Raw genomic sequence first — 20,836 nt, forward strand, 5'->3', positions numbered from 1 at the left:
ATTTATGAGCCTTTTTCCTGCTCAAAAATTTTATCATTTTCAATAAATGCAGTAGATCAAAAAACATACTTAAACTTAATAATACTAGGTAAATCAACACTTAGAACCCTTAATTTTATCCGCAATTTCTGTGGATAACCCTAGGGGTAAGTGTATTACAACTCTATAAGCTTCTGCTTACACCTATTCAGGCAGATAACTTCTCTAGCATTCACCACAAGATTTATATTATGAAGTCATAGAGAACATGATGTTCCAAAAACTCAAAACAACAATGATAAAGTCCGCACTAGGACGTGAGGTACGACAGGAGTTATACCAAATACCCCATACGAAAAAGCCCGACAGGATGTCGGGCTTTTTTTATTACTACACAATTTGATTAAGACGATTTAAATGTCCGCAGGATTACTTAACTCTGTCATCGGCCAGCGCGGTGTCGTAGTTACCGCCAATCCATCCTGTTGCCCTGCTTTTAGACGCTGATAGCCTGCAAATGCGATCATGGCACCGTTGTCCGTACAAAGTGCAGGTTCTGCATAATACACTTGAGCACGTATCTTCACCAAATCAGCTTCTAAACGTTCGCGTAAATGCTTATTCGCACTAACACCACCGGCAATCACTAAACGCTTTAAACCTGTTTGTTTTAATGCTTTAACGGATTTTTTAACTAAAGTATCCACAATCGCTTCTTGGAAACTTGCAGCAATATCAGCATCACGGTTCTCATCACCCAATTTTTTCATTTGTACAGATACAGCTGTTTTTAAACCACTAAATGAAAACTCTAAGCCCTGATGCAACATTGGGCGAGGGAAAGCAAATGCGTTTGGATCACCCTGCTCTGCCAGTTTAGAAATATTTGGACCACCAGGATATGGTAAACCCATCATTTTCGCCACTTTATCAAAGGCTTCACCCGCAGCATCATCAATAGACTCACCGAGCAATTCATACTGCCCAATGCCATAGGCTGCCATTAACTGAGAATGTCCACCAGACACTAACAGTGCAACAAAAGGAAATTCAGGCGGTGTCGCAGAGAGTAACGGTGCCAACATATGCCCTTCCATATGATGCACACCAATAGCAGGTTTATTTAAAGCAAAAGCCAAAGTTCGACCAAACAAAGCACCTGTCATGAGCGCGCCCATTAATCCTGGCCCACGTGTATACGCAACCGCATCAATTTCGGATTTTTTAACGCCACTGTCCGAAAGCAATTGATTTAATAATGGGATTAATTTGCGTACATGGTCACGCGAAGCCAATTCTGGTACGACCCCACCATATTCTGCATGCAGTTTAATCTGACTATACAAAACTTGCCCGCGTAAGCCGTTTTCACTGTCATACAGTGCCAAACCTGTTTCGTCACACGATGTTTCTAAGCCTAAAACGATCATTAAACTGCCTACAACCTATATCAAATCTAAAGCGAAACCTATTATAGACTTGTGGTATGAGATGTAAATGAGTAAAATACTGACCTTCACTTGTGATCAAGGCAATCATGCTGAGATCTTATCCATAACTTAATGAGGATTCTTCATGCCACAAGTTAAATTGAAAGAAGGCGAACCAGTAGACGTAGCTATCCGTCGTTTCAAACGTTCTTGCGAAAAAGCAGGTGTTTTAGCTGACGTTCGTAAGCGCGAATTCTATGAGAAACCAACTCAAGAACGTAAGCGCAAAAAAGCTGCTGCTGTTAAGCGCTACCAAAAGAAATTGGCGCGCGAATCAGTTCGTACTACACGCCTTTACTAAGATTAATTTGTGATTGATTGACGACTTGGAAAAATAAATGACTACTTTAAAAAACCAAATAACTGAAGTTTTAAAAGCCACTATGCGTGCTAAAGAAATGGATAAGTTAACGGTCATTCGTAGTCTACAAGCAGCAATCAAGCAAATCGAAGTCGATGAGCGCAAAGAGCTTGACGATGCTCAAACTCTTGCGGTCATTGAAAAGCAAATAAAGCAACGTAAAGAATCGATCAAAGCCTTTGAAGGTGCTGGTCGTGATGATTTAGCTAGTAAAGAACAAGCCGAAATTGACGTTTTATCTCAATTTCTACCAGAAGCTATGACTGAGGAAGAGCTTGATTCTATCATTGAGCAAACAATTACTGCTCAAGAAGCTACTAGCATGAAAGATATGGGTAAGGTGATGAACTCTCTGCGTCCGCTCATAGCCGGGCGCGCCGATCCTGCTCTCGTTTCTGCTAAAATTAAAGCGAAACTCGCTTAATCTTTCAAAATATTCTTTCTTGATCGTTGAACTGCCTTAACAATAAGACAGTTCTTAGATAACAGCATTTAAGTCAAATTACACTGCACATTATATTTCTTCAAAATCATCATTTCTTTCGATGACATCACTTGTTGAATCACATCTTGTTTAGTTAAATTTCGATATTGCGCATCAAGCGAACTTCTATTCTTATCAGCCGCTATATATAGCTGATCAACATAACGCCCCATAATTCCACAATATTGCATTTGCTGTTCAGCAGTAAAACTAGTTTGCTGCGGATTAAGTTGCGAAAAGAACTGTCGAATATCCGCTTTGTAATTACGATTAATTTTATCCACCGTAACCACATAATCTTCGACACTCGCAAAAGCCGAACCACAAGAAACCGCAAGCCAAAGTACTGCTAAAAAATGAACTTTATTCTTCATGTGAACCATTAAAAATCAAAACATGATTGACCGCCATCATACAGCGCCTACTATAGCAAAACTAGCATCGTTTATTTAATTTGAATAAATTCAGGCTTATATTGCTTATATGCTTCTTCAGTTGGTGCGGGTATTTGCCCTACAGTGACCGTACCCAGTCTTAGCCGAATAATATCTGGTAAATCTATACGATAGGAAAAAATAGGGCTTCCACATTCCTGACAAAAAACACGGGCTTTGTTTGGGCTATGGAAATACTCTTTTAGTACTTTCACACCACGTACAATTTCAAATAATGACTTTTGCAATGGGCTATTCCAACCAGCAAAACCCCCTTGGGCTTTTTGACAATGCTGGCAGTAACATAAAATTGATTTCTCAATTTCCCCATGATATCGGTAACTGACTGTACCGCATAAACACTGCCCCTCTATCATTCTATCCTCCTATTATTCTTATAATTTATAATCTATTCATACACTAAATTCTGAGCTGACGCTCCTTTTGCATTTGATCAATACGCTGCTTTAATTGCGCGGACATCGCAACATTATCCTTCGCCAAGCGCTGTGCATGCAATAATGATTTTATTGCACCCTCTTCCAAACCACTCCAATACTCAACTTCAGCACGATAACGCAATACATTCACCGCTCGGAGTGGTGAAGCCACATCAATGTTCGCAGACTGTTGCAGTAAGTTCCACCCCGCAATATCACGTGGATTTTGATTCACAAAATTTTGCACTAAATTATTGGCTTGTGCGGGTTGCTTTTGACGAATCAATACTTCTGCCAGTTTATATGCCAAAGCACGATTCTCAGGCATAATTCTCGCGGATGATGCAATCGTCTGATAAGCATCATCTAATTTATTTTGACCAAGATAAACATCTGTTTGAATTAAAGTCAGTAAATTATGTAACTTATTTTGTTTTTTGAGCTGATTGAGCTGCGTTTGAGCTAATACATAGTCACCTTGCTGATTATAAAACGCAGCTAAAGCCAACTCTCCTGCAAAGCTTCCTTGTTTTGCAAGGTTCTGCAATTGCAATTCAGTCGCTTGATTCGTAATGACTAAAGTATACCATTTTAAAATTTCAAAATTTTCATCACGCATACTGCCTTTAACTTGAGGTAACTGATTCGCACGTAAACGCGCTTCACTCATACGCTCTGTAGTTAAGGGATGGGTTAACCAAAAATCTGGCAAGAAACTGACTCGACTGGTTGCTCGGTGCATCACCTCAAAGTAATCTGCCATGCTTTGTGGGTTATAGCCCGCAGCATACATATACTGCATACCTATACGATCAGCTTCACGCTCTTGATTTCGACTGTACGTCAGTTGTTGATCCATTAACGCAGCTTGAGAACCCATCATCACCGCAGCCCCAGCATTGCCATCTGCCTGTGAAGCCACCAAAGCCCCAACAATAATGCCCGCTAAAGCCAATAAGCTCTGCCCTTTAAATGCATCTTGAGAACGACTGTAATGTCGTTGTGTAACATGCGCAATTTCATGCGCCATCACCCCTGCAATTTCATCCATATTGCGCGCAGAAGTAATCATGCCTGTATTTAAAGCAAATAAGCCCCCAGGCACAGCAAAAGCATTAATTTGAGCATCATTAACCAGAACCAAACCAATGGGCTGCCCCAACTGAGTTTGACTTAAAATATTTGAAAATACTGATAAAAGCTGGTCTTCAAGCCACGTATTATGCGCAACAGGTAATTGATGCTGCACTTCACGATAGACTTTTTCACCAATCATTTTTTCATTTTGGCGATCAATTAAGCCTATCCCACTGCCAATTTCAGGAACATTAAACTGAGGAGAAGATGAAAAGTGCGCTGCATCAGCCCATGCGATATGAGCCATTGCACACAAACTACCAATGACGAAAAACCGTTTCAATGTTACATCTCAAAATATTATTCGTTCTGAACAGACTATAACATTGAAACAACTTATGATTTGCAATGATGTGTTATCAATATTTTAAAAGTCAGGATTCACCAAATAGCGTGGTTGACGTCCATCTAAAGCATCGACTAAATTACGATAAGCAAGCTCAGCCATTTTCTTCCGTGTCTCTGCTGTTGCAGAACCTACATGTGGCAATGTCACCACATTGTCTAACTGAAATAGTTCAGACGTTTGAAGTGGTTCTTTCTCGTAAACATCCAAACCCGCAGCAAAAATTTTACGATCTTTCAAAGCTTGAATTAATGCTTGCTCATCAATCACTGAACCACGCGCGATATTCACAAACACCGCATGCGATTGCATTAAATCAAACTGCTCGGTAGAAAGTAAGGCTTTTGATTCAGCATTCAGATCAACTGCAACCACCACAAAATCCGACTCTTGCAACAGTTGCTCTAAAGAACGGTATTGTGCATTGAGTGGCTGTGCCATTTCTAATTTTTCGCGACGATTATGGTACAAAATATTCATATTAAAGCCATATAAACCACGACGAGCGATTGCTGCTCCAATATTACCTAAACCAATAATTCCTAAAGTTTTCCCATGAATGTCTTGGCCAAACTGCGCTTGTGATACTGTACGCTTCCATTCACCACTTTTAGTCCAATGGTCTAAATATGGTACTTTACGTGCTGCACTCATGAGCAAGGTAAATGCCAAATCGGCGGTAGTTTCTGTTAATACATGTGGTGTATGACTTAACCAAATATTTTTTTGATTCAGATAATCTACATCGTAGTTATCATAACCAACACTAACACTTGAAATAATCTTGAGCTGTTGCGCTGTCGCCAAATTACTTTGATTGAGCAATCGACCCGCACCAATCATACCGTCCGCATCTTGAACATGCTGTTGAATTTGTTGATTCACATCACCCTGTTTAGGGTTTATAACCACAACATGGTATTGTGCTTTTAAGCGAGTTAAGATTTCAGGGTCAATTTGGCTAAAAACAACAACTTTTTTATTCATCAGTCATCCGTGTATTGAGTGATTTTTGCAGAAACTGCCACAAACGTTTTTTCAAAATTGGCTGATCAAGCATTTCTTGCAAACTCGCCAATTGATGCAGATCTGCTTGTTGTAAATGAGGTATCTCTCCCAATGCAATCAGATCTTTGTCTACCCCCATACCATCAATAAATCCCTGAACATAACTGGATGCCCCACGGCCATCTTGCATTTCAGCTAACGGAAATGGCCATTTCAACTCATGATATTCGGCAGGTATTGCACGTTGTATATTTAACCATAATTCTACTTGCGACTCGCTTAAAGTAGAAGCATCTACCACAATCAAGCATGATGCTGAACTGATCGCCTGCAACTCAAATGCCTCAATCTGAATCGCAGCTTGAGGAACAGTTTCTAAAGATTCAATTGAGACAACCTGAGTATTTTGATGGCGACTTTCTTTTTCAGTTTCAACAAACTGAGTTAATGTCGAATCAATTTCACGAATATCTGGTGGACTAAAAATTGGGACCTCAATCTGGTTTTGAGGCAGTTCTACCATTACTTCTGGTAAAGCCTGATCACGCCACAAAGAAGATGGCTGAGTTTGCTGCACGCGAACGCTATGATTAGGAATCCAGATATCGATTCCCATCGTTGCCAATATATCTCGCTGATGCCCCATCATGCCCGTGTTCAACATTTCAATCTTTAGTGCTATTCTAACGACATTCGCATCATTTTGCTGTGCTTTATTAAAGCGCTCACCAATATCTATCTGATCTGCACTTATACCCAATCACATAATCATTAAACTATTTTTCTTTTGCATTTGCTCAACGATTTCTGCAGTTTCAAAGCCAAAACGCCAATATAATAATTCCAGAACATCCAATTCATCTTGGGTAATAATACGATCATTCCAAAGACATAATTCTGCTATTCCCAAAATAATTAGGCGATCACGTAAAAGCAGTCCCGAAATATCATGCACAATTTCTGCAAGATCAATCGGCTCATCAGATATTTCCTCATAGAGATCCAACTCATCAATTGTCAGGATCTTTTTTAATATGCGCTCACGAACAGTGAGCTGGTTATCACTATTAATCTGCTGCACATGTAGCAAGGCATCAATCAAACGAACAATTTGCGGCTTCACCTCATCCAAAGCTGTTGGAGTATGCGCAGGCAATAAGTTTAGCTCGTATTTTACCCGCTCAAGTAATAATGCATCCAATAGTCCTATTTCGCCATCTTCTTGAATAATGAGTGCCAACTTAGTGACAAATTGACGAGCAATAGTCGCTGGCATTCCGCCAATATTGGCACATGCTTCATGAAAAATAGATAAATGCACACGCCCATCCAAATGAAGCAATGCATCAATAATCGCACGGCTGACCTCTGCTTCGGCTGGAATAAACTCGCGATATTGACGAATCATGAGAATCGCAACCATCACCTCGCGTGAACCTGTTGCAGTTTGCAATGCGCGCTCAATCAACTCTGGGCGCTGCATAGAGCTCCGCACTTCGGGATTCAATGGTTTAATTGCATCTTTAATAGCAAAACTAATTGGAGATAACCGCAAAAGAGGCAAAGGCTGAGGTGAACTCCAAGGGGTATGGTATTCAGCATTAGTTTCCTCTAATGGGCGAAACAAACCAAATAAAGGCTGATTTTTTAATCTTTTTAGATTTTCTAGCTGTAAATCCTGCACCAACCCAGGATTCATTTCATAAATCCGCTGCTCAATACTTGGATGAATATTCATCCAACTTTGCGGACTTAGTGAATTAGCAAAACACATATGTGAAATTGATTCAGAATATTCACTGTGAATTTGTGAACCTGCATGATGAACATAAATACGTAATAGCGTCTGGATATTCGCGTTATTTTGAATCAGTCGCTTGGTTTTTAAATCATTTTTAAAGGTACGACTACCTAAAGTTAAATACTTAATAAATCGTGTGATTAAGACACCCAAACTTCCTACCAACCAAATGACACCACCCAATGCCACTAAAATAGTTTCAAACTTCTGGGGTTGATTATACCCTCGACGACTAAAGCCTAATTTCGCAACCTTACTCCCCCACTGACTAAAAGTGGTTAAGCCACTGTATAAAATTTTTAGACGGGTGTTGTCTGCAGTTTCCCCAGATAAAATTTGATTAAATTCATGGCTTAACAAACCAAATAACTCAGATTCATCTAAGTTTTGTAAAGCCCCCCAAGTCAGAATAATCGCAATATCACGGGGTAAAAAGCCTGCCGTAAGTGCATTCACCCCAACTTCATCAGGCAGCACATATACAGCCGGTGTATCAATGAGGAAACGCTCAGAAAGCTGCTCTGCGATCTTTAATGCAATAAATTCTTCTGGAGTACTTTCTATCAGACTCAGTCTTCTTGCACGTAATTGTTTTGCCAGCGAGTGCCCACCTGAACGAAACACATAAAATTCATACAAAATAGACGAGCCAATAATCAGTAACAGTAAAATAATGACGTAGGGACTAAGCTGATGCCAAAAAATAGATTGTGATTGATCAAAATAATAAACTAAAAGCCCCAAAACAGTATTGAGAATAAACATGGTCAAAAGAACAGCCAAAGCACAAATACTGGCAGTCCACATCATATTTTTATTTTTGATCAAAAAGCCACCTATTTCTTTCAATGTAAAATTCCTTTATTACATTGTAATTCAGCCACATCATAAATGAAAAAGGCGGGAAATACCCACCTTTTTCACGCAAAATCGTTGAAAATTATTGCTCGGTCACACCTGTTAAATCAACAGATGCAGCATCAATATTCACATCAATATAGCCATCTTTCGATTTCTTAGCTGTATCGCTACGCTTTTGCTCCAATTCATCTAAATATGCAGCATCAATACCACCAGCTACATAAACACCATCAAATACAGAGCAATCAAAGTCTTGTAAATCAGGAACCTTACTGGTGCGAACCGCAGCTTTTAAATCTTCCAAATCTTGGAAAATTAAACGATCAGCTTCAATAATCTCACGAATTTCTTCGACACTACGCTCTGATGCAATCAGCTCTTGTTTCGCCGGCATATCAATGCCGTACACGTTTGGATATTTCACCATTGGTGCCGCAGAAGCAAAGAATACTTTTTTTGCACCAGCATCACGCGCCATTTGGATGATTTCATTACACGTTGTACCACGTACAATCGAGTCATCCACCAGCAATACATTTTTATCTTTAAACTCAAGTTCTACAGGGTTCAATTTTTGACGAACTGATTTTTTACGCTGTTGTTGACCTGGCATAATGAAGGTACGACCGATATATCGGTTCTTCATAAAACCTTCACGGAATTTTACACCAAGAGTATTCGCCAACTCTAATGCTGAAGTACGTGATGTATCAGGAATTGGAATCACCACATCAATGTCGTGCTCCTCACCCCATTCGCTAAGAATTTTGTGTGCTAACTTCTCACCCATTTTTAAGCGAGCTTTATACACTGAAATACCATCAATAGTTGCATCTGGACGTGCAAAGTACACATATTCAAAAATACATGGGCGATATTGTGGGTTTTCCGCACATTGCTGTGTAAAAATTTCGCCATCAGCATTAATGAAAATTGCCTCACCCGGCACAATATCACGCTCAACTTTAAAACCAAGCGCAGTAATTGCTACAGATTCAGAAGCAATAATATATTCTTTCTCGCCCGTTTCTGTTAAACGTGAACCGTAAATGAGTGGTCGAATACCATTTGGATCACGGAAACCAACCAAACCCTGACCCGTAATCATGGCAACAACACCATAAGCACCTTTACAACGCTCATGAACACGTGAAACCACATGGAAAATATCTTCTGGCGTCGGCTCTAACTTACTGCGCTTTTGCAATTCATGCGCAAAAACATTCAGTAAAACTTCCGAATCCGAATCAGTATTCATATGACGCAAATCTGTTTTAAACAAATCGTCATGAATTTCTTCGGCATTGGTCAAATTACCATTGTGCGCCAAAGTAATACCATAAGGAGAGTTTACATAGAATGGCTGCGCTTCTGCACTGCTTGAAGAACCCGCAGTTGGATAACGCACATGACCGATACCATAATTACCAAGCAAAGCTCGCATATGGCGAGTATGGAAAACATCACGTACCATGCCGTTGTCTTTACGAAGAAATAAACGTCCTTCATGGCAAGTTACGATCCCAGCAGCATCTTGTCCACGATGTTGTAACATCGTTAATGCATCAAACAACATTTGGTTAACGGGTGATTTACCAGCTATACCAACAACTCCACACATAGCAACCTCGCAGACAAGCTAGGATTAATAAAAAGGATTATTTGTTGAATTGCCTGAACGCGAATGATCTTTTGGCGCTGGTTCAGACAAAGAGTGAGAAGATTTCTGAGCATCTTCCGACTGAATATGTTCAAGCGCTTCGTGCGCTGCATCTTTAGACAACTGGGCAGCCCAAGGTGCATAAGGCAATAAAGATTGAACCATTTTGGATTGCTTCCAATGTGGAGAGCTTTCTACCCATGGACTTAAACCTTGCATTGTAATTAAAACCACCATCAGTCCTTTGAGTGTGCCAAATGCACCACCCGCAAGACGATTAAGCGGACCTAACTTCAAGGTACTTAAAACACTATTCAACAGTGCTGTTGCGAACCAAGTTAAAACAACAATGAGCAACACAATAAAGGCAAACGCCGCAATTTTCTGAACCACTGGATCTTGACTGAGAGCACCCATTGAAGGAGCGATGATAGCGGCATATTTTGCACCGACAATCAGTGCAAAAATCCAACCCACCAAGTTCGCAAAGGCTTTAACAAATCCTTGTCGCAAACCGTTTAGCCCTCCAATGAGCAAAATGATCAGTATGAAGATATCAATGGTATTCATTTTGCAAGCATAGCATCAACACAATCTTTAACCAGTTTAGGTCCAGTATATATAAGGCCACTATACACCTGTACAAGTGTTGCGCCTGCATTTTGTTTTACTAGTGCTTGTTCGCCTGCCAAAATTCCACCCACACCAATCAATGGCACTTGACCATTTAACGCTTGAGCAAACGCAGATAGACATGCCGTACTCTTCTCAAATACAGGCGCACCAGACAATCCACCAGCCTCATCACCTTGTGGTAAATTTTCTACGCCTTCACGAGATAAAGTCGTATTCGTGACAATTAGCCCATCAATTTTATTCGTAATTAATTGTTGCGAAATAAAGCTAATATCTTCAGGTGTTAAATCTGGCGCAACTTTTAGTACTAAAGGTACATAATGTTGATGCTCATCGGCCAATTCGAGTTGACGTTTTTTCAAGGTCACCAACAAGTCAGTCAGCGCATCACCACTTTGTAAACTACGTAGGTTTTTAGTGTTCGGAGAGGAAATATTTACGGTGATATAAGACGCGTAGTTATAGACTTTTTCTAAGCAAATGAGATAGTCATCAACTGCATTTTCCACAGGCGTATCAGCATTTTTACCAATGTTAATTCCTAACACACCTTTAAATTTAGATGCTTTTACGTTTTCAATTAGTTTATCTACACCATCATTATTAAAACCCATACGGTTAATAATGGCTTGTGCTTGTGGCAAACGGAAAAGACGTGGTTGGGGGTTACCTGCTTGTGGACGCGGAGTGATCGTTCCAATTTCAATAAAACCAAAGCCGAGAGCAGCCAAGGCATCAATATAAGCACCATTTTTATCTAAACCTGCCGCTAAACCAACAGGGTTTGGAAATTCAATACCCATACAAGTCACAGGCTTTGCTGCAACATGTTGGCGCATCATCCCCATCGCATGGGCTGATTTCAGCAAGGACAATGTTAGCTCATGTGCACGCTCTGGTGCTAAAGAAAACAACAAAGGGCGGGCTAGAGAATACAACATATCTAGAAAAGTCTACTGCTTTTTAGGTCGGTATATTATAGGCGTAGCCCACCAAAAACGCCATGCTTGGCAACTGTTTATTTTGACCTATTATTGTAGTGTCGCTGTTAATTTAATCTGTCCAGCATTAGACTGAAGTTCCATTTTTTCAATGCTTAAACCCATCTGGGCTAATTGGGTGAGAAAATTCGCCAGAATAGAATAATTTGCATGACTCACAACAACTTGAATTTGCTCCCCTACTTGTTGTGAAGCAACTCCCAATCCTTGTTGTTGCGCAGCCCGCTGTACTTTTTCTGCTGCACTGAGTTGCACATCCCCTGCTGGCTTCATGGTGACCGCATTACTTTGCATCCACACCACTAAATCTTTCAACTCGCTCACCCTTTGCTGTTGATATTCTGCTGCTTTATGCATATACCATAAAGCCGATCCAACCGCCGCAACCAATACAAAGACCATAGTAAAAATAACCATGACGCGTTCGCGAACAGACAAACGCTCTAGATATTGTGTGAATTGCTCAATCCAACTATCCAATCTATTTTGAAATTTTTCTATTGCATTCATTATTGTATTTTCACCGAACCAATTACCCCAGAACCATTTGGCTGAATATTACCAAGCTCCACTTTAAAGCCTTGTTGATTCAATTGCTGTGTCAAATTTTGCAATACTACTGATGAATTGGCTTTTAAATCTAAATTAAGAACTGATGCATCATACGAGACACGATCTGCGATGATTTTGTTCTGCATCAATACTGGACCAACTCGACTCAATAATTGTAGCCCTGCATTTTGCCCCATTTGATTGGTCCGCATCTGAAACTCAAATTGACTTTTCAGCGTCTGCTCAGTTACAGGATAATTTTGCCCAAACCAATATTTAAATTGCGATACTGCTTGCAGTGCTGTTTCATCGGCCACCTTTTTATTTTTATACCAGCGACTTGCATCGTAACCAAATTGAACAATTAAAATTGCAAATAAAACAGCTGCACAAGCTTTCCAATAACCAGAAATTTTTGCTTCCGATTTCAACTTTGGTAAAACATTAAAAGGATGTTGTTTCGGCTTTTTCAGTTCCATGAAGTGATATTGAAATTCATGAATCTGATCTTGCGTTACGCGTGCCTGCAAGCTATTCAGTTGCGCTGTATTTAAATTAGAAGTGGTATAAAGTCGCGACACCTCTTGATAATCTAGATAAAGTGCTAAATCATCAATAGAACACCCCATCCATTCACTTTCTCTTGCCAATAAACGCCCATGCAAATCCAACAAAACTGTTTCATCTGCCTGCTGGGGTTGTGGTACTACATAAAAGTCAGGAAGAAGCGCAGTAATTTTTGTAGGCAATAAGGAAAGCGAATGCTGCCATGTTTCTACCAAATGCTGAGAAACGCCCAACAATGTGAGTTGATCTGGATTTTGAAAATGATGCAAGATTTTCATACTATCGATAGGGAATACAATATATTCCTCTAACAGATACTTGATACCTTCTTGCCCCAGTTGTTTATAATTTGCCTTACTCAACTGCTGTTGCAACATTTGCATATGGCGGCTTGGAAAAAAAACAGTCGCTTCTTGAGCAGCAAAAGGCTGCAAATCTTGAATCAACTGTTCCAAACTCAAAGCGCTTTGCCAGAATTCCCCTTGCGACCACTGCCATGCCTCATTGGCTTCTGGCATCCATATATACAACATTTATTTTTATCTGCCGTTTAGAATAATTTAAGCTTGAGGAATAAAGCGCTTTTGAACCGTTGATAAACCTACTGCAATCACACTTTGATCATAACAGCGGGCTTCCGCCAACGAAAAAGGATGAAAAGGCTCGGCTGTCAACAATTCTTCTATATGTGCCACAACATTCATATGGCAAACCACAACAATTGACTCATAAGGCAAATGCGACAACCATTCTACAGCTACACGCGCATCATCATCTGGTTTGATTGCATTACAAAGCAATACTGGCACACCTTTAAAATGTGTTTGAATATGCGCCAAAGTTTCTTGCGCCCTTAATAATGGACTCACAATAAAAATATCAGGCTGCACAACATCTTTTAAATAATCTGCTGTTTCTTGTGCCTGTAAATGACCACGTGCAGTAAGTGGTCTTTTCATATCATTACCGTCAATTGCTGGTGCGGCTTCGCCATGACGAACCAATGTAAGTAACATAAAATTTCCTTATTATTTCAGAACACTCAGCAGCATGATCAAATTAAAATTCTGCAGGCGTCTAATTTTCAAGTATATACAAGATTTATGACAATTCTAACGCATTCAATTCATCAAACTTCATGGTGAGGCAGTACGAATTCTACATCACTACGGTGACCATTTTTCATTAATGAAACTGCAATAGATAAGGGCGGAGCACCTTCAAAAATAACATCATACAATGCACAGGTAATTGGCATATAGACATCCAACTCTTGCGCTCGTGCACGAACTTGAACAACCGTATTAATCCCTTCTGCGGTTTGTCCTAATTCCTTGGTAGCTTGCTCCAAGCTTTTTCCCTTTCCTAAAGCATAACCAATCTGATAGTTACGACTCAGTGGGCTATTACAAGTTGCAAATAAATCACCGACCCCAGACAACCCCAAGAAAGTTAATGGATTCGCACCTAACTTCACTGCAAAGCGACTCATTTCAGCCAAAGCGCGAGTTAAAATCATACTTTTGGTATTTTCACCTACATTATAAGCAGCCGCCATCCCCATTGCGACTGCATAAATATTCTTAAGTGCACCACCCAACTCTACTCCATGCACATCATCACTGGCAAATACACGAAATAAGGCGCTATGTAAGGCTTGTTGTACAGCATAACGCACTAATTCAGAGTCACTCGCAATAACGGTACCTGCAGGCTGTCCAGCAACAATCTCTTTTGCCAAATTTGGACCTGAAAGCACGCCAAAAGGAATTTCTGGTAATTCTTGCTGAATAATATCGCTCATAAAGCAAAATGTTTTCGCTTCAATCCCTTTAGTTAAAGACACCACAGCTTGTGAGCTAATAAATGGACGAATCTGCTTAAGCACATCTCGGAACGAATGACTTGGAATGGCAACCAAAATAATATCGCGATCACGTACCGCTTTTTCTAAATCTGAAACAGCAACCAAATTTTGTTCTAATTGAAAATCTGGTAAATAACGTTGATTTACGTGAGTACGGTTAATTTCTTCAGCAATCGCTTCATCACGAATCCAGATCATGGTATCGCAACCATTCCGCACAGCCGTATTGGCCATTGCTGTTCCGAAACTACCCCCACCCAATACCGTGACACGTAAAGCAGTTTTGCGGTCAATATTTACAGGTTCTACCAAATCACTAAAGTTTAATTCAGACATTTATTTTTATATCCCAAAATGGATCTAACTTATTTATTCCAAGTACTTACATAGTCGGCAGTATTTATTTCAGCCCGGGCAGGAATTGCCTTTACTGCTGTACCGACATAAATAATCCCTGAAATAAGATCATGCTCCGTTAAGCCCAAGGCCTGTTTTAATAATTTTGATTCAACAACCGCACCACTTCGCCACATAGTCGAAAAACCTTGCGCTTGTAAAGATAGTAAAAAGTTTTGAATTGCTGCACCTGTACTTAAAGTTTGCTCAAAATTAGGAACTTTTATATGTTCTTGAAACTTGGTCAGCGCGAGTACCAGCAAAGGTGCGCGAAATGGATGATTCTTAACTCGATCAAGTTGAATTTGATCTTGCTCGCCCAAATCTGCTAATGCTTGAGACAATAATTGCCCAAATGCTTCACGTTGCTCTGACTCTATCACCACAAATCTTGTAGGCTTTAAACGATGATGGTCAGGTGCTGTTAATGCTGCCTGAAATGCCAACTCCAATTGCGCTGCATTAGGTGCTGGTTCAACAAGATGTCCAATTGACTGACGTTGATGAATATTTTGATGAATAAGGTCAGCTGTTAAATCCGTCATTGATTCAAAGATCTATACATAAATACTTCAGCAAGAGTATCACAATATTTTCATATTACTCTAGCCAACTGAATAAATTGTCACTTCAAAAACCCTTTTCACATTGCAATAAAATAAAACTGCATTTTTTATACAGCATCCACAGCATGATCATGAAACCATTGCCTCAGAGGTTTCTTATGATGAATGGGAAAAATATGAATAAAATTTTAACTTTAGGCACAACTGCATTATTCACTATCTTATTAACAGCATGTGCATCCACACCCACCTCTTCGACTGTAATTCAAAAAGAAAATAATCAATTTGAAGTTACAGGACTAGGTAAAACTAATATTGTCGCTAAAAACAATGCCATTGAAGCTGCAAACAAGACTTGTAAAAACTCAACGCCTATCGTCGTTAGTGAAAAGACTGAATACAATGGTGCCTTAAAAGGTGTTTTTGATGAAAAAACTGGCCAAATGATTCAATCCGCTGCGGATGTCATCGGCAGTATTGCAGGTACCAATACAAGTATTGCCAAAGATACAGATTATCAGACTGTTTTGACTTTTTATTGCAAAGCAAAATAACACTGTCCAATTCACCATCTAAATACAATAAAAAAGGGTTAGCTTTAATGCCAACCCTTTTTTTTAATTTAACATGGAATTAACAATACCCTTCTAAACGGGTTAAAGGTAACTTTTGACCAATTGCTTTTTCAATTTCAGGTAAATGGAATGCATCATCTTCGGAAAGGAAGCTGATACTTACCCCACGTGTACCTGCACGTCCTGTACGTCCAATACGATGCACGTAATCATCAGACTGTTCTGGTAAAGTAAAATTAACCACGTGTGACACACCATCTACATGGATACCACGCCCTGCAACGTCTGTTGCAATCATAATGTTATGCTGACCATTCTTAAATTGGTCTAACATTTTCAGACGTTTATCTTGAGCAATTTCGCCCGACAACATCACTACTTTATAACCATCGCGCTTTAAGGTGTCGTATAACTTACGAACTTGATCACGACGGTTGGCAAAAATCATGACTTTTTCAATCGGCTCGTCATGTAAAATGTCTTGTAGCAATTTATATTTATCAGACTTTGCAACCATATACACACGTTGTTCAACATCTGCATTAGTTTTCTTTTCAGGTTCGATTTCTACCGTCACTGGCTCAAATAACCATTGTTGAGCCAAGTTGAGAACATCATAACTAAATGTTGCAGAGAACATGAGGGTTTGACGCTGTTCTTTACGTGGTGAATAACGCACAATTCGTTTAACGGAAGGAATGAAGCCCATATCCAATAAACGGTCTGCCTCATCAATCACCAAAAATTCTATTTGATCTAACCAGACTTCTTTTTGCTCTACAAAATCAATCAATCGTCCTGGTGTAGCCACAATAATATCAACAGGTTTTTTGTCGAGTTGTGCTTTTTGTTTATCAAAATCCACACCACCCAGCAAAGTCACTAAATGTAGGTCAGTAAACTTAGTTAAATGTTTCGCATCACTTTCAATTTGTAAAGCCAATTCGCGTGTAGGTGCCAAAATTAATGCACGTGGTTCACCACGGAAACGCTGTTCCTTAATTGGATTATTAAGCAAATCATTGATGACACTGACTAAAAACGCAGCCGTTTTTCCTGTTCCAGTTTGTGCGCGACCAATCGCATCATGCCCAGCCAAAGTAAATTTAAGCACCTTTTGCTGGATTGGCGTCATTTCCTTAAACCCTAAAGCATCAATCGCTTGTTTAAGTTGCGGGTGTAAATTTAGGGTTTCAAAACCAGATGACATAAATACGTGCTCAAATTAATGAATATTGAAAAACAGGGTCATTATAAACAAAAAACGCCCCAATATACATTGAGGCGTTTCGAAGAATCTTTAGCGTATTAATCTAAAGGTTGAACTTCTTCAGCTTGGAAGCCTTTTTGGCCTTTCACAACGCTGAATTCAACACGTTGGCCGTCACGAAGTGAACGGTGGCCTTCGCCTTGAATAGCACGGAAGTGAACGAATACATCGTCACCGCCATTGCGTTGAATAAAACCAAAACCTTTAGTGTCGTTGAACCATTTAACTACGCCTTGTTCACGAGCTGTCATAAGTTAATCCTCATTGTATTTAAAAGAAGGACCACCCGGTGTTGCAAACAGCAGAGCAAACAAGGTTTAAAAACATTTATTATTTCTAAGCTTGTAATCATTCTGTATAACTATTAACAAAATCCCGGTTACATCCATTTGTAGAGTATGGGTTTAAAACAATTTATAGTTGTGTTAAATCCTCAATACGGCATCGAGCTTAACATGGGTTTATGACAATTAATAGAATTTTTTTTACTTATTCCATATCAAATTTAGTATTTTTTTTTCGATACTTATTTATGACCAATATAAACATAAATATAGTTTTACTGTGATTTAAGTTGGGGTTTGGCATTAAATTTGCTAATATTTGGCGATGTATCCTGATATTTCTCACTTCATATGTCGAATCAAAGCGAATGTGACCTCATTATTGATGCAATGGGTAAACCTTGTCCAATGCCATTACTCATGTTGAAGCGTTCTTTAAAAAATTCGCCGCATGGTCGAGTCTTACTAAAATCCTCCGACCCACATAGCCAAATTGATGTAACAAGGTATTGCCAAATGCATCAGATGACCTGTGTAGTGCAAAAAATTTCAGAGCATGAATACCATTACTTAATTGAATCTTAATTATTTTCAATTAAACTAAATGGTTTCAATTTGGCATAAAAAATTACATAACACTACCCAAATTTCCTTAATGTGTGAGCGTATTGGCATTAAGATGAAAGGTAGTGGAACATCAATGTCCAATTTTATTAAGGAGTACCTATGAGTGACAGCAGCAATCAATTGATGCCCCTGTCATTATCTGCACCAGGTGTAAACCTTGGGGCATATATTAGTACTGTCAATCAGATTCCGATTTTAACAGCCGAACAAGAAAAAGAGTTGGCTGAACGTTACTACTACGACCAAGACCTTGATGCAGCCAAAATGTTGGTAATGTCACATTTACGTTTTGTCGTACATATTGCACGTAGTTATGCAGGTTATGGATTGCCTCAAGGTGATCTTATTCAAGAAGGTAACTTAGGCTTAATGAAAGCCGTAAAACGTTTTGACCCAAATATGGGCGTACGTTTGGTCTCCTTTGCGGTGCATTGGATTAAGGCTGAAATCCATGAATACGTCATTCGTAACTGGCGTATTGTCAAAATTGCAACGACTAAAGCCCAACGTAAATTGTTCTTTAATTTACGCAGTCTAAAAAAATCAAGCAAAAAATTGACGCTTGAAGAAGCGCAATCGATTGCCAACGATTTAAACGTGACTCCAGAGCAAGTTCTTGAGATGGAAGGTCGTTTAACTGCTTATGATGCTGCATTTGAAGCACAGGGCGATGATGACGATGAAGGTTCAACCCATGTCGCGCCTGCTTTGTATCTAGAAGATAATCGTTACGATCCTGCTCGGTTGGTTGAAAGTGAAGATTACGAAGAACAAAGCACCTCTGCTTTACATGAAGCCATGGAGCAGCTGGATGATCGTTCACGCAATATCTTACAACGTCGTTGGTTAGATGATGACAAGTCTACCTTGCACGAATTGGCTGCTGAATATAACGTCTCTGCTGAACGTATTCGTCAATTAGAAAAAAATGCGATGGAAAAAATTAAAGTCGCTATGTCATCCAATTAAGTTTTCCGTTTTTAAAAGGCACAATTTCAAATTGTGCCTTTTTAACATTAACACTTTGACAATGTCACATTTCGCTTTTTTACCTTAGAAAGAATATGCTAAGGTTATGGGCAAATTTGTTCAGGTCATCACGACTTATGTGGATTGCAATCTCTGCACTTAATTTAGCAATTGCTGTCATGTTAGGCGCTTTTGGTGCACATGGTTTAAAAGCGCGTGCAACTGAGGCCCAATTGACTTGGTGGCACACTGCAACAGATTATTTTTTCTATCATGCCTTGGGCTTATTGGCGCTCGCCATTTTGGCAAAAGTCGTTCCCCAACTTCCAATTAAAATGAGTTTTACTCTTATTCAAATTGGAATTTTCTTCTTTTGCGGCTCATTGTATGTCATGGCTTTGGGATTACCTCGCGGCTTAGGTGCCATTACCCCTATTGGTGGTGCCCTCATGATTGCTGGATGGCTGATTCTGGCTTGGAATGCTTTCAAATACGCCAAATAAAGTCGCAAATTTTCGGGAATGAAACATGCAAATTTTTCTGAATGGTGAAGCAAAAGACACCACGTGCTGCAATCTTTTACAACTGGTTCAGGAATTAGAACTCGAAGGCAAACGCTTTGCAGTTGAACAAAATGAAATGATTATTTCTAAATCCAAACTCGAACAAACCCCAATTTGTGATCAAGATCGCATTGAAATTATTCATGCCGTTGGTGGCGGCTAATTCGGAGCTCCCATGGAAGACACCCCTCTTATTGTTGGTTCAAGAACCTTTAACTCACGCCTTTTGGTGGGTACAGGTAAATATAAAGATTTAAATGAAACTGATTTAGCCATTCAAGCCAGTGGTGCCGAAATTGTCACGGTGGCTATTCGTCGTGTGAATATTGGGCAACACCCTGATCAACCTAATTTACTTTCTGTGATTCCACCAGAAAAATATACCATTTTGCCAAATACGGCTGGTTGTTTTGATGCAAATAGCGCAATCCGTACCTGTATGTTAGCTCGTGAACTGTTAGATGGTCACAATCTGGTAAAACTGGAAGTTTTAGGGGATGAAAAGACCTTGTATCCTAACATTACCGAAACCTTAAAAGCAGCACGCACACTGATTGATGATGGTTTCGAGATTATGGTATACACTTCGGATGATCCTATTGTCGCGCAAGAATTAGAAAGCATGGGTTGCGTTGCAATTATGCCTTTAGGCAGTTTGATTGGTTCTGGTTTAGGTATTTTAAACCCACATACCATTTCAATTATTAAAGAAAATGCCAAAGTTCCAGTGTTGGTAGATGCTGGTGTAGGTACAGCCAGTGATGCTGCGATTGCAATGGAATTAGGCTGTGACGGCGTACTGATGAATACTGCGATTGCTGCTGCTCAAAATCCAATTTTAATGGCATCAGCTATGAAAAAGGCAGTTGAAGCAGGACGTGAAGCATTCCTTGCAGGACGTATGCCACGTAAACGTATGGCAAATGCCAGTTCCCCTGAAACGGGTTATTTCTTTAAATAAT

General features: G+C 39.6%; 25 protein-coding genes. 8 read left to right on the forward strand and 17 right to left on the reverse strand.

What is annotated here, in order from left to right:
- Window positions 1–392: 392 nt before the first annotated feature.
- The gene (tsaD, locus tag MP622_RS07545; protein ID WP_243793281.1) at window positions 393–1,409 is read right to left on the reverse strand and encodes a tRNA (adenosine(37)-N6)-threonylcarbamoyltransferase complex transferase subunit TsaD; all 1,017 of its coding nucleotides are present in this window, start codon (window positions 1,407–1,409) and stop codon (window positions 393–395) included.
- Window positions 1,410–1,554: 145 nt separating this feature from the next.
- On the opposite strand from tsaD, the gene rpsU reads away from it, so the two are divergent.
- Both rpsU and MP622_RS07555 read left to right on the forward strand, forming a co-directional pair.
- The gene (gene rpsU, locus MP622_RS07550) at window positions 1,555–1,770 is read left to right on the forward strand and encodes a 30S ribosomal protein S21 (RefSeq protein ID WP_001136722.1); all 216 of its coding nucleotides are present in this window, start codon (window positions 1,555–1,557) and stop codon (window positions 1,768–1,770) included.
- Between the two features lie 37 nt (window positions 1,771–1,807).
- Window positions 1,808–2,254 (forward strand): GatB/YqeY domain-containing protein, encoded by a 447-nt coding sequence (locus MP622_RS07555; RefSeq protein ID WP_016167638.1) that lies wholly within the window; start codon window positions 1,808–1,810, stop codon window positions 2,252–2,254.
- Window positions 2,255–2,322: 68 nt separating this feature from the next.
- On the opposite strand, the gene MP622_RS07560 is transcribed toward MP622_RS07555, so the two are convergent.
- The 14 genes from MP622_RS07560 to MP622_RS07625 form a co-directional block, all read right to left on the reverse strand.
- Complete coding sequence (locus MP622_RS07560) at window positions 2,323–2,688, reverse strand: hypothetical protein (protein ID WP_243793283.1); 366 nt, start codon at window positions 2,686–2,688, stop codon at window positions 2,323–2,325.
- 71 nt (window positions 2,689–2,759) lie between these two features.
- Window positions 2,760–3,125, reverse strand: coding sequence for a GFA family protein (locus MP622_RS07565; protein WP_044740810.1), 366 nt, complete (start codon window positions 3,123–3,125; stop codon window positions 2,760–2,762).
- A 43-nt stretch (window positions 3,126–3,168) separates the two neighbouring features.
- Window positions 3,169–4,572 carry a M48 family metalloprotease gene (locus tag MP622_RS07570; RefSeq protein ID WP_243793284.1) on the reverse strand — a complete coding sequence of 468 codons (1,404 nt, stop codon included), beginning with the start codon at window positions 4,570–4,572 and terminating at the stop codon, window positions 3,169–3,171.
- 120 nt (window positions 4,573–4,692) lie between these two features.
- Window positions 4,693–5,658, reverse strand: a complete 966-nt coding sequence (locus tag MP622_RS07575) for a D-glycerate dehydrogenase (protein ID WP_243793286.1) — start codon at window positions 5,656–5,658, stop codon at window positions 4,693–4,695.
- The gene (locus tag MP622_RS07580; RefSeq protein WP_347881059.1) at window positions 5,651–6,439 is read right to left on the reverse strand and encodes a hypothetical protein; all 789 of its coding nucleotides are present in this window, start codon (window positions 6,437–6,439) and stop codon (window positions 5,651–5,653) included. The genes MP622_RS07575 and MP622_RS07580 overlap by 8 nt, the downstream gene beginning before the upstream one ends.
- The gene (locus MP622_RS07585; protein WP_243793288.1) at window positions 6,440–8,329 is read right to left on the reverse strand and encodes a M48 family metalloprotease; all 1,890 of its coding nucleotides are present in this window, start codon (window positions 8,327–8,329) and stop codon (window positions 6,440–6,442) included.
- A 91-nt stretch (window positions 8,330–8,420) separates the two neighbouring features.
- On the reverse strand, window positions 8,421–9,962 hold the full coding sequence (gene purF / locus MP622_RS07590; protein ID WP_104442248.1) for an amidophosphoribosyltransferase: 1,542 nt from the start codon (window positions 9,960–9,962) through the stop codon (window positions 8,421–8,423).
- A gap of 24 nt (window positions 9,963–9,986) precedes the next feature.
- Complete coding sequence (locus MP622_RS07595) at window positions 9,987–10,571, reverse strand: CvpA family protein (protein WP_151504871.1); 585 nt, start codon at window positions 10,569–10,571, stop codon at window positions 9,987–9,989.
- Window positions 10,568–11,578 (reverse strand): quinone-dependent dihydroorotate dehydrogenase, encoded by a 1,011-nt coding sequence (locus MP622_RS07600; RefSeq protein WP_151504870.1) that lies wholly within the window; start codon window positions 11,576–11,578, stop codon window positions 10,568–10,570. Before MP622_RS07600 ends, MP622_RS07595 begins: the two co-directional genes overlap by 4 nt.
- Window positions 11,579–11,668: 90 nt before the next feature.
- A complete protein-coding gene (gspM, locus tag MP622_RS07605) occupies window positions 11,669–12,148 on the reverse strand; it encodes a type II secretion system protein GspM (protein WP_243793289.1) in 480 nt (159 codons plus the stop codon).
- Window positions 12,148–13,290: a type II secretion system protein GspL gene (gene gspL, locus MP622_RS07610; protein WP_243793291.1), complete on the reverse strand. Its 1,143-nt coding sequence runs from the start codon at window positions 13,288–13,290 to the stop codon at window positions 12,148–12,150. Before gspL ends, gspM begins: the two co-directional genes overlap by 1 nt.
- Window positions 13,291–13,317: 27 nt before the next feature.
- Window positions 13,318–13,773, reverse strand: a complete 456-nt coding sequence (locus MP622_RS07615) for a phosphoglycerate mutase family protein (protein ID WP_243793293.1) — start codon at window positions 13,771–13,773, stop codon at window positions 13,318–13,320.
- 113 nt (window positions 13,774–13,886) lie between these two features.
- Window positions 13,887–14,960 (reverse strand): NAD(P)H-dependent glycerol-3-phosphate dehydrogenase, encoded by a 1,074-nt coding sequence (locus MP622_RS07620; protein WP_016167625.1) that lies wholly within the window; start codon window positions 14,958–14,960, stop codon window positions 13,887–13,889.
- Between the two features lie 29 nt (window positions 14,961–14,989).
- Entirely contained in the window at window positions 14,990–15,565 is a 576-nt protein-coding gene (locus MP622_RS07625) for a nitroreductase family protein (protein WP_243793298.1), read from the reverse strand.
- 197 nt (window positions 15,566–15,762) lie between these two features.
- Here MP622_RS07625 and MP622_RS07630 point away from each other — a divergent pair, with 197 nt between their 5' ends.
- Complete coding sequence (locus MP622_RS07630; RefSeq protein ID WP_104442250.1) at window positions 15,763–16,140, forward strand: hypothetical protein; 378 nt, start codon at window positions 15,763–15,765, stop codon at window positions 16,138–16,140.
- Window positions 16,141–16,219: 79 nt separating this feature from the next.
- On the opposite strand, the gene rhlB is transcribed toward MP622_RS07630, so the two are convergent.
- Entirely contained in the window at window positions 16,220–17,371 is a 1,152-nt protein-coding gene (gene rhlB, locus MP622_RS07635) for an ATP-dependent RNA helicase RhlB (RefSeq protein ID WP_044740797.1), read from the reverse strand.
- A gap of 98 nt (window positions 17,372–17,469) precedes the next feature.
- Window positions 17,470–17,682 carry a cold-shock protein gene (locus MP622_RS07640; RefSeq protein ID WP_005177104.1) on the reverse strand — a complete coding sequence of 71 codons (213 nt, stop codon included), beginning with the start codon at window positions 17,680–17,682 and terminating at the stop codon, window positions 17,470–17,472.
- A gap of 384 nt (window positions 17,683–18,066) precedes the next feature.
- Between MP622_RS07640 and MP622_RS07645 the strand changes: the two genes are divergently transcribed.
- From MP622_RS07645 to MP622_RS07665, 5 genes are all read left to right on the forward strand, one after another.
- Entirely contained in the window at window positions 18,067–18,300 is a 234-nt protein-coding gene (locus MP622_RS07645) for a sulfurtransferase TusA family protein (protein ID WP_016167621.1), read from the forward strand.
- A 141-nt stretch (window positions 18,301–18,441) separates the two neighbouring features.
- Window positions 18,442–19,311, forward strand: coding sequence for an RNA polymerase sigma factor RpoH (gene rpoH / locus MP622_RS07650; RefSeq protein ID WP_016167620.1), 870 nt, complete (start codon window positions 18,442–18,444; stop codon window positions 19,309–19,311).
- A 137-nt stretch (window positions 19,312–19,448) separates the two neighbouring features.
- A complete protein-coding gene (locus tag MP622_RS07655; RefSeq protein WP_044740796.1) occupies window positions 19,449–19,814 on the forward strand; it encodes a DUF423 domain-containing protein in 366 nt (121 codons plus the stop codon).
- A gap of 25 nt (window positions 19,815–19,839) precedes the next feature.
- Entirely contained in the window at window positions 19,840–20,037 is a 198-nt protein-coding gene (thiS, locus tag MP622_RS07660; protein ID WP_016167618.1) for a sulfur carrier protein ThiS, read from the forward strand.
- Between the two features lie 12 nt (window positions 20,038–20,049).
- Window positions 20,050–20,835 carry a thiazole synthase gene (locus tag MP622_RS07665; protein WP_016167617.1) on the forward strand — a complete coding sequence of 262 codons (786 nt, stop codon included), beginning with the start codon at window positions 20,050–20,052 and terminating at the stop codon, window positions 20,833–20,835.
- Window position 20,836: the final 1 nt, after the last annotated feature.

Origin of the sequence: Acinetobacter sp. PK01 (assembly GCF_022819285.1) — a bacterium.
Lineage (GTDB): Bacteria > Pseudomonadota > Gammaproteobacteria > Pseudomonadales > Moraxellaceae > Acinetobacter > Acinetobacter tandoii.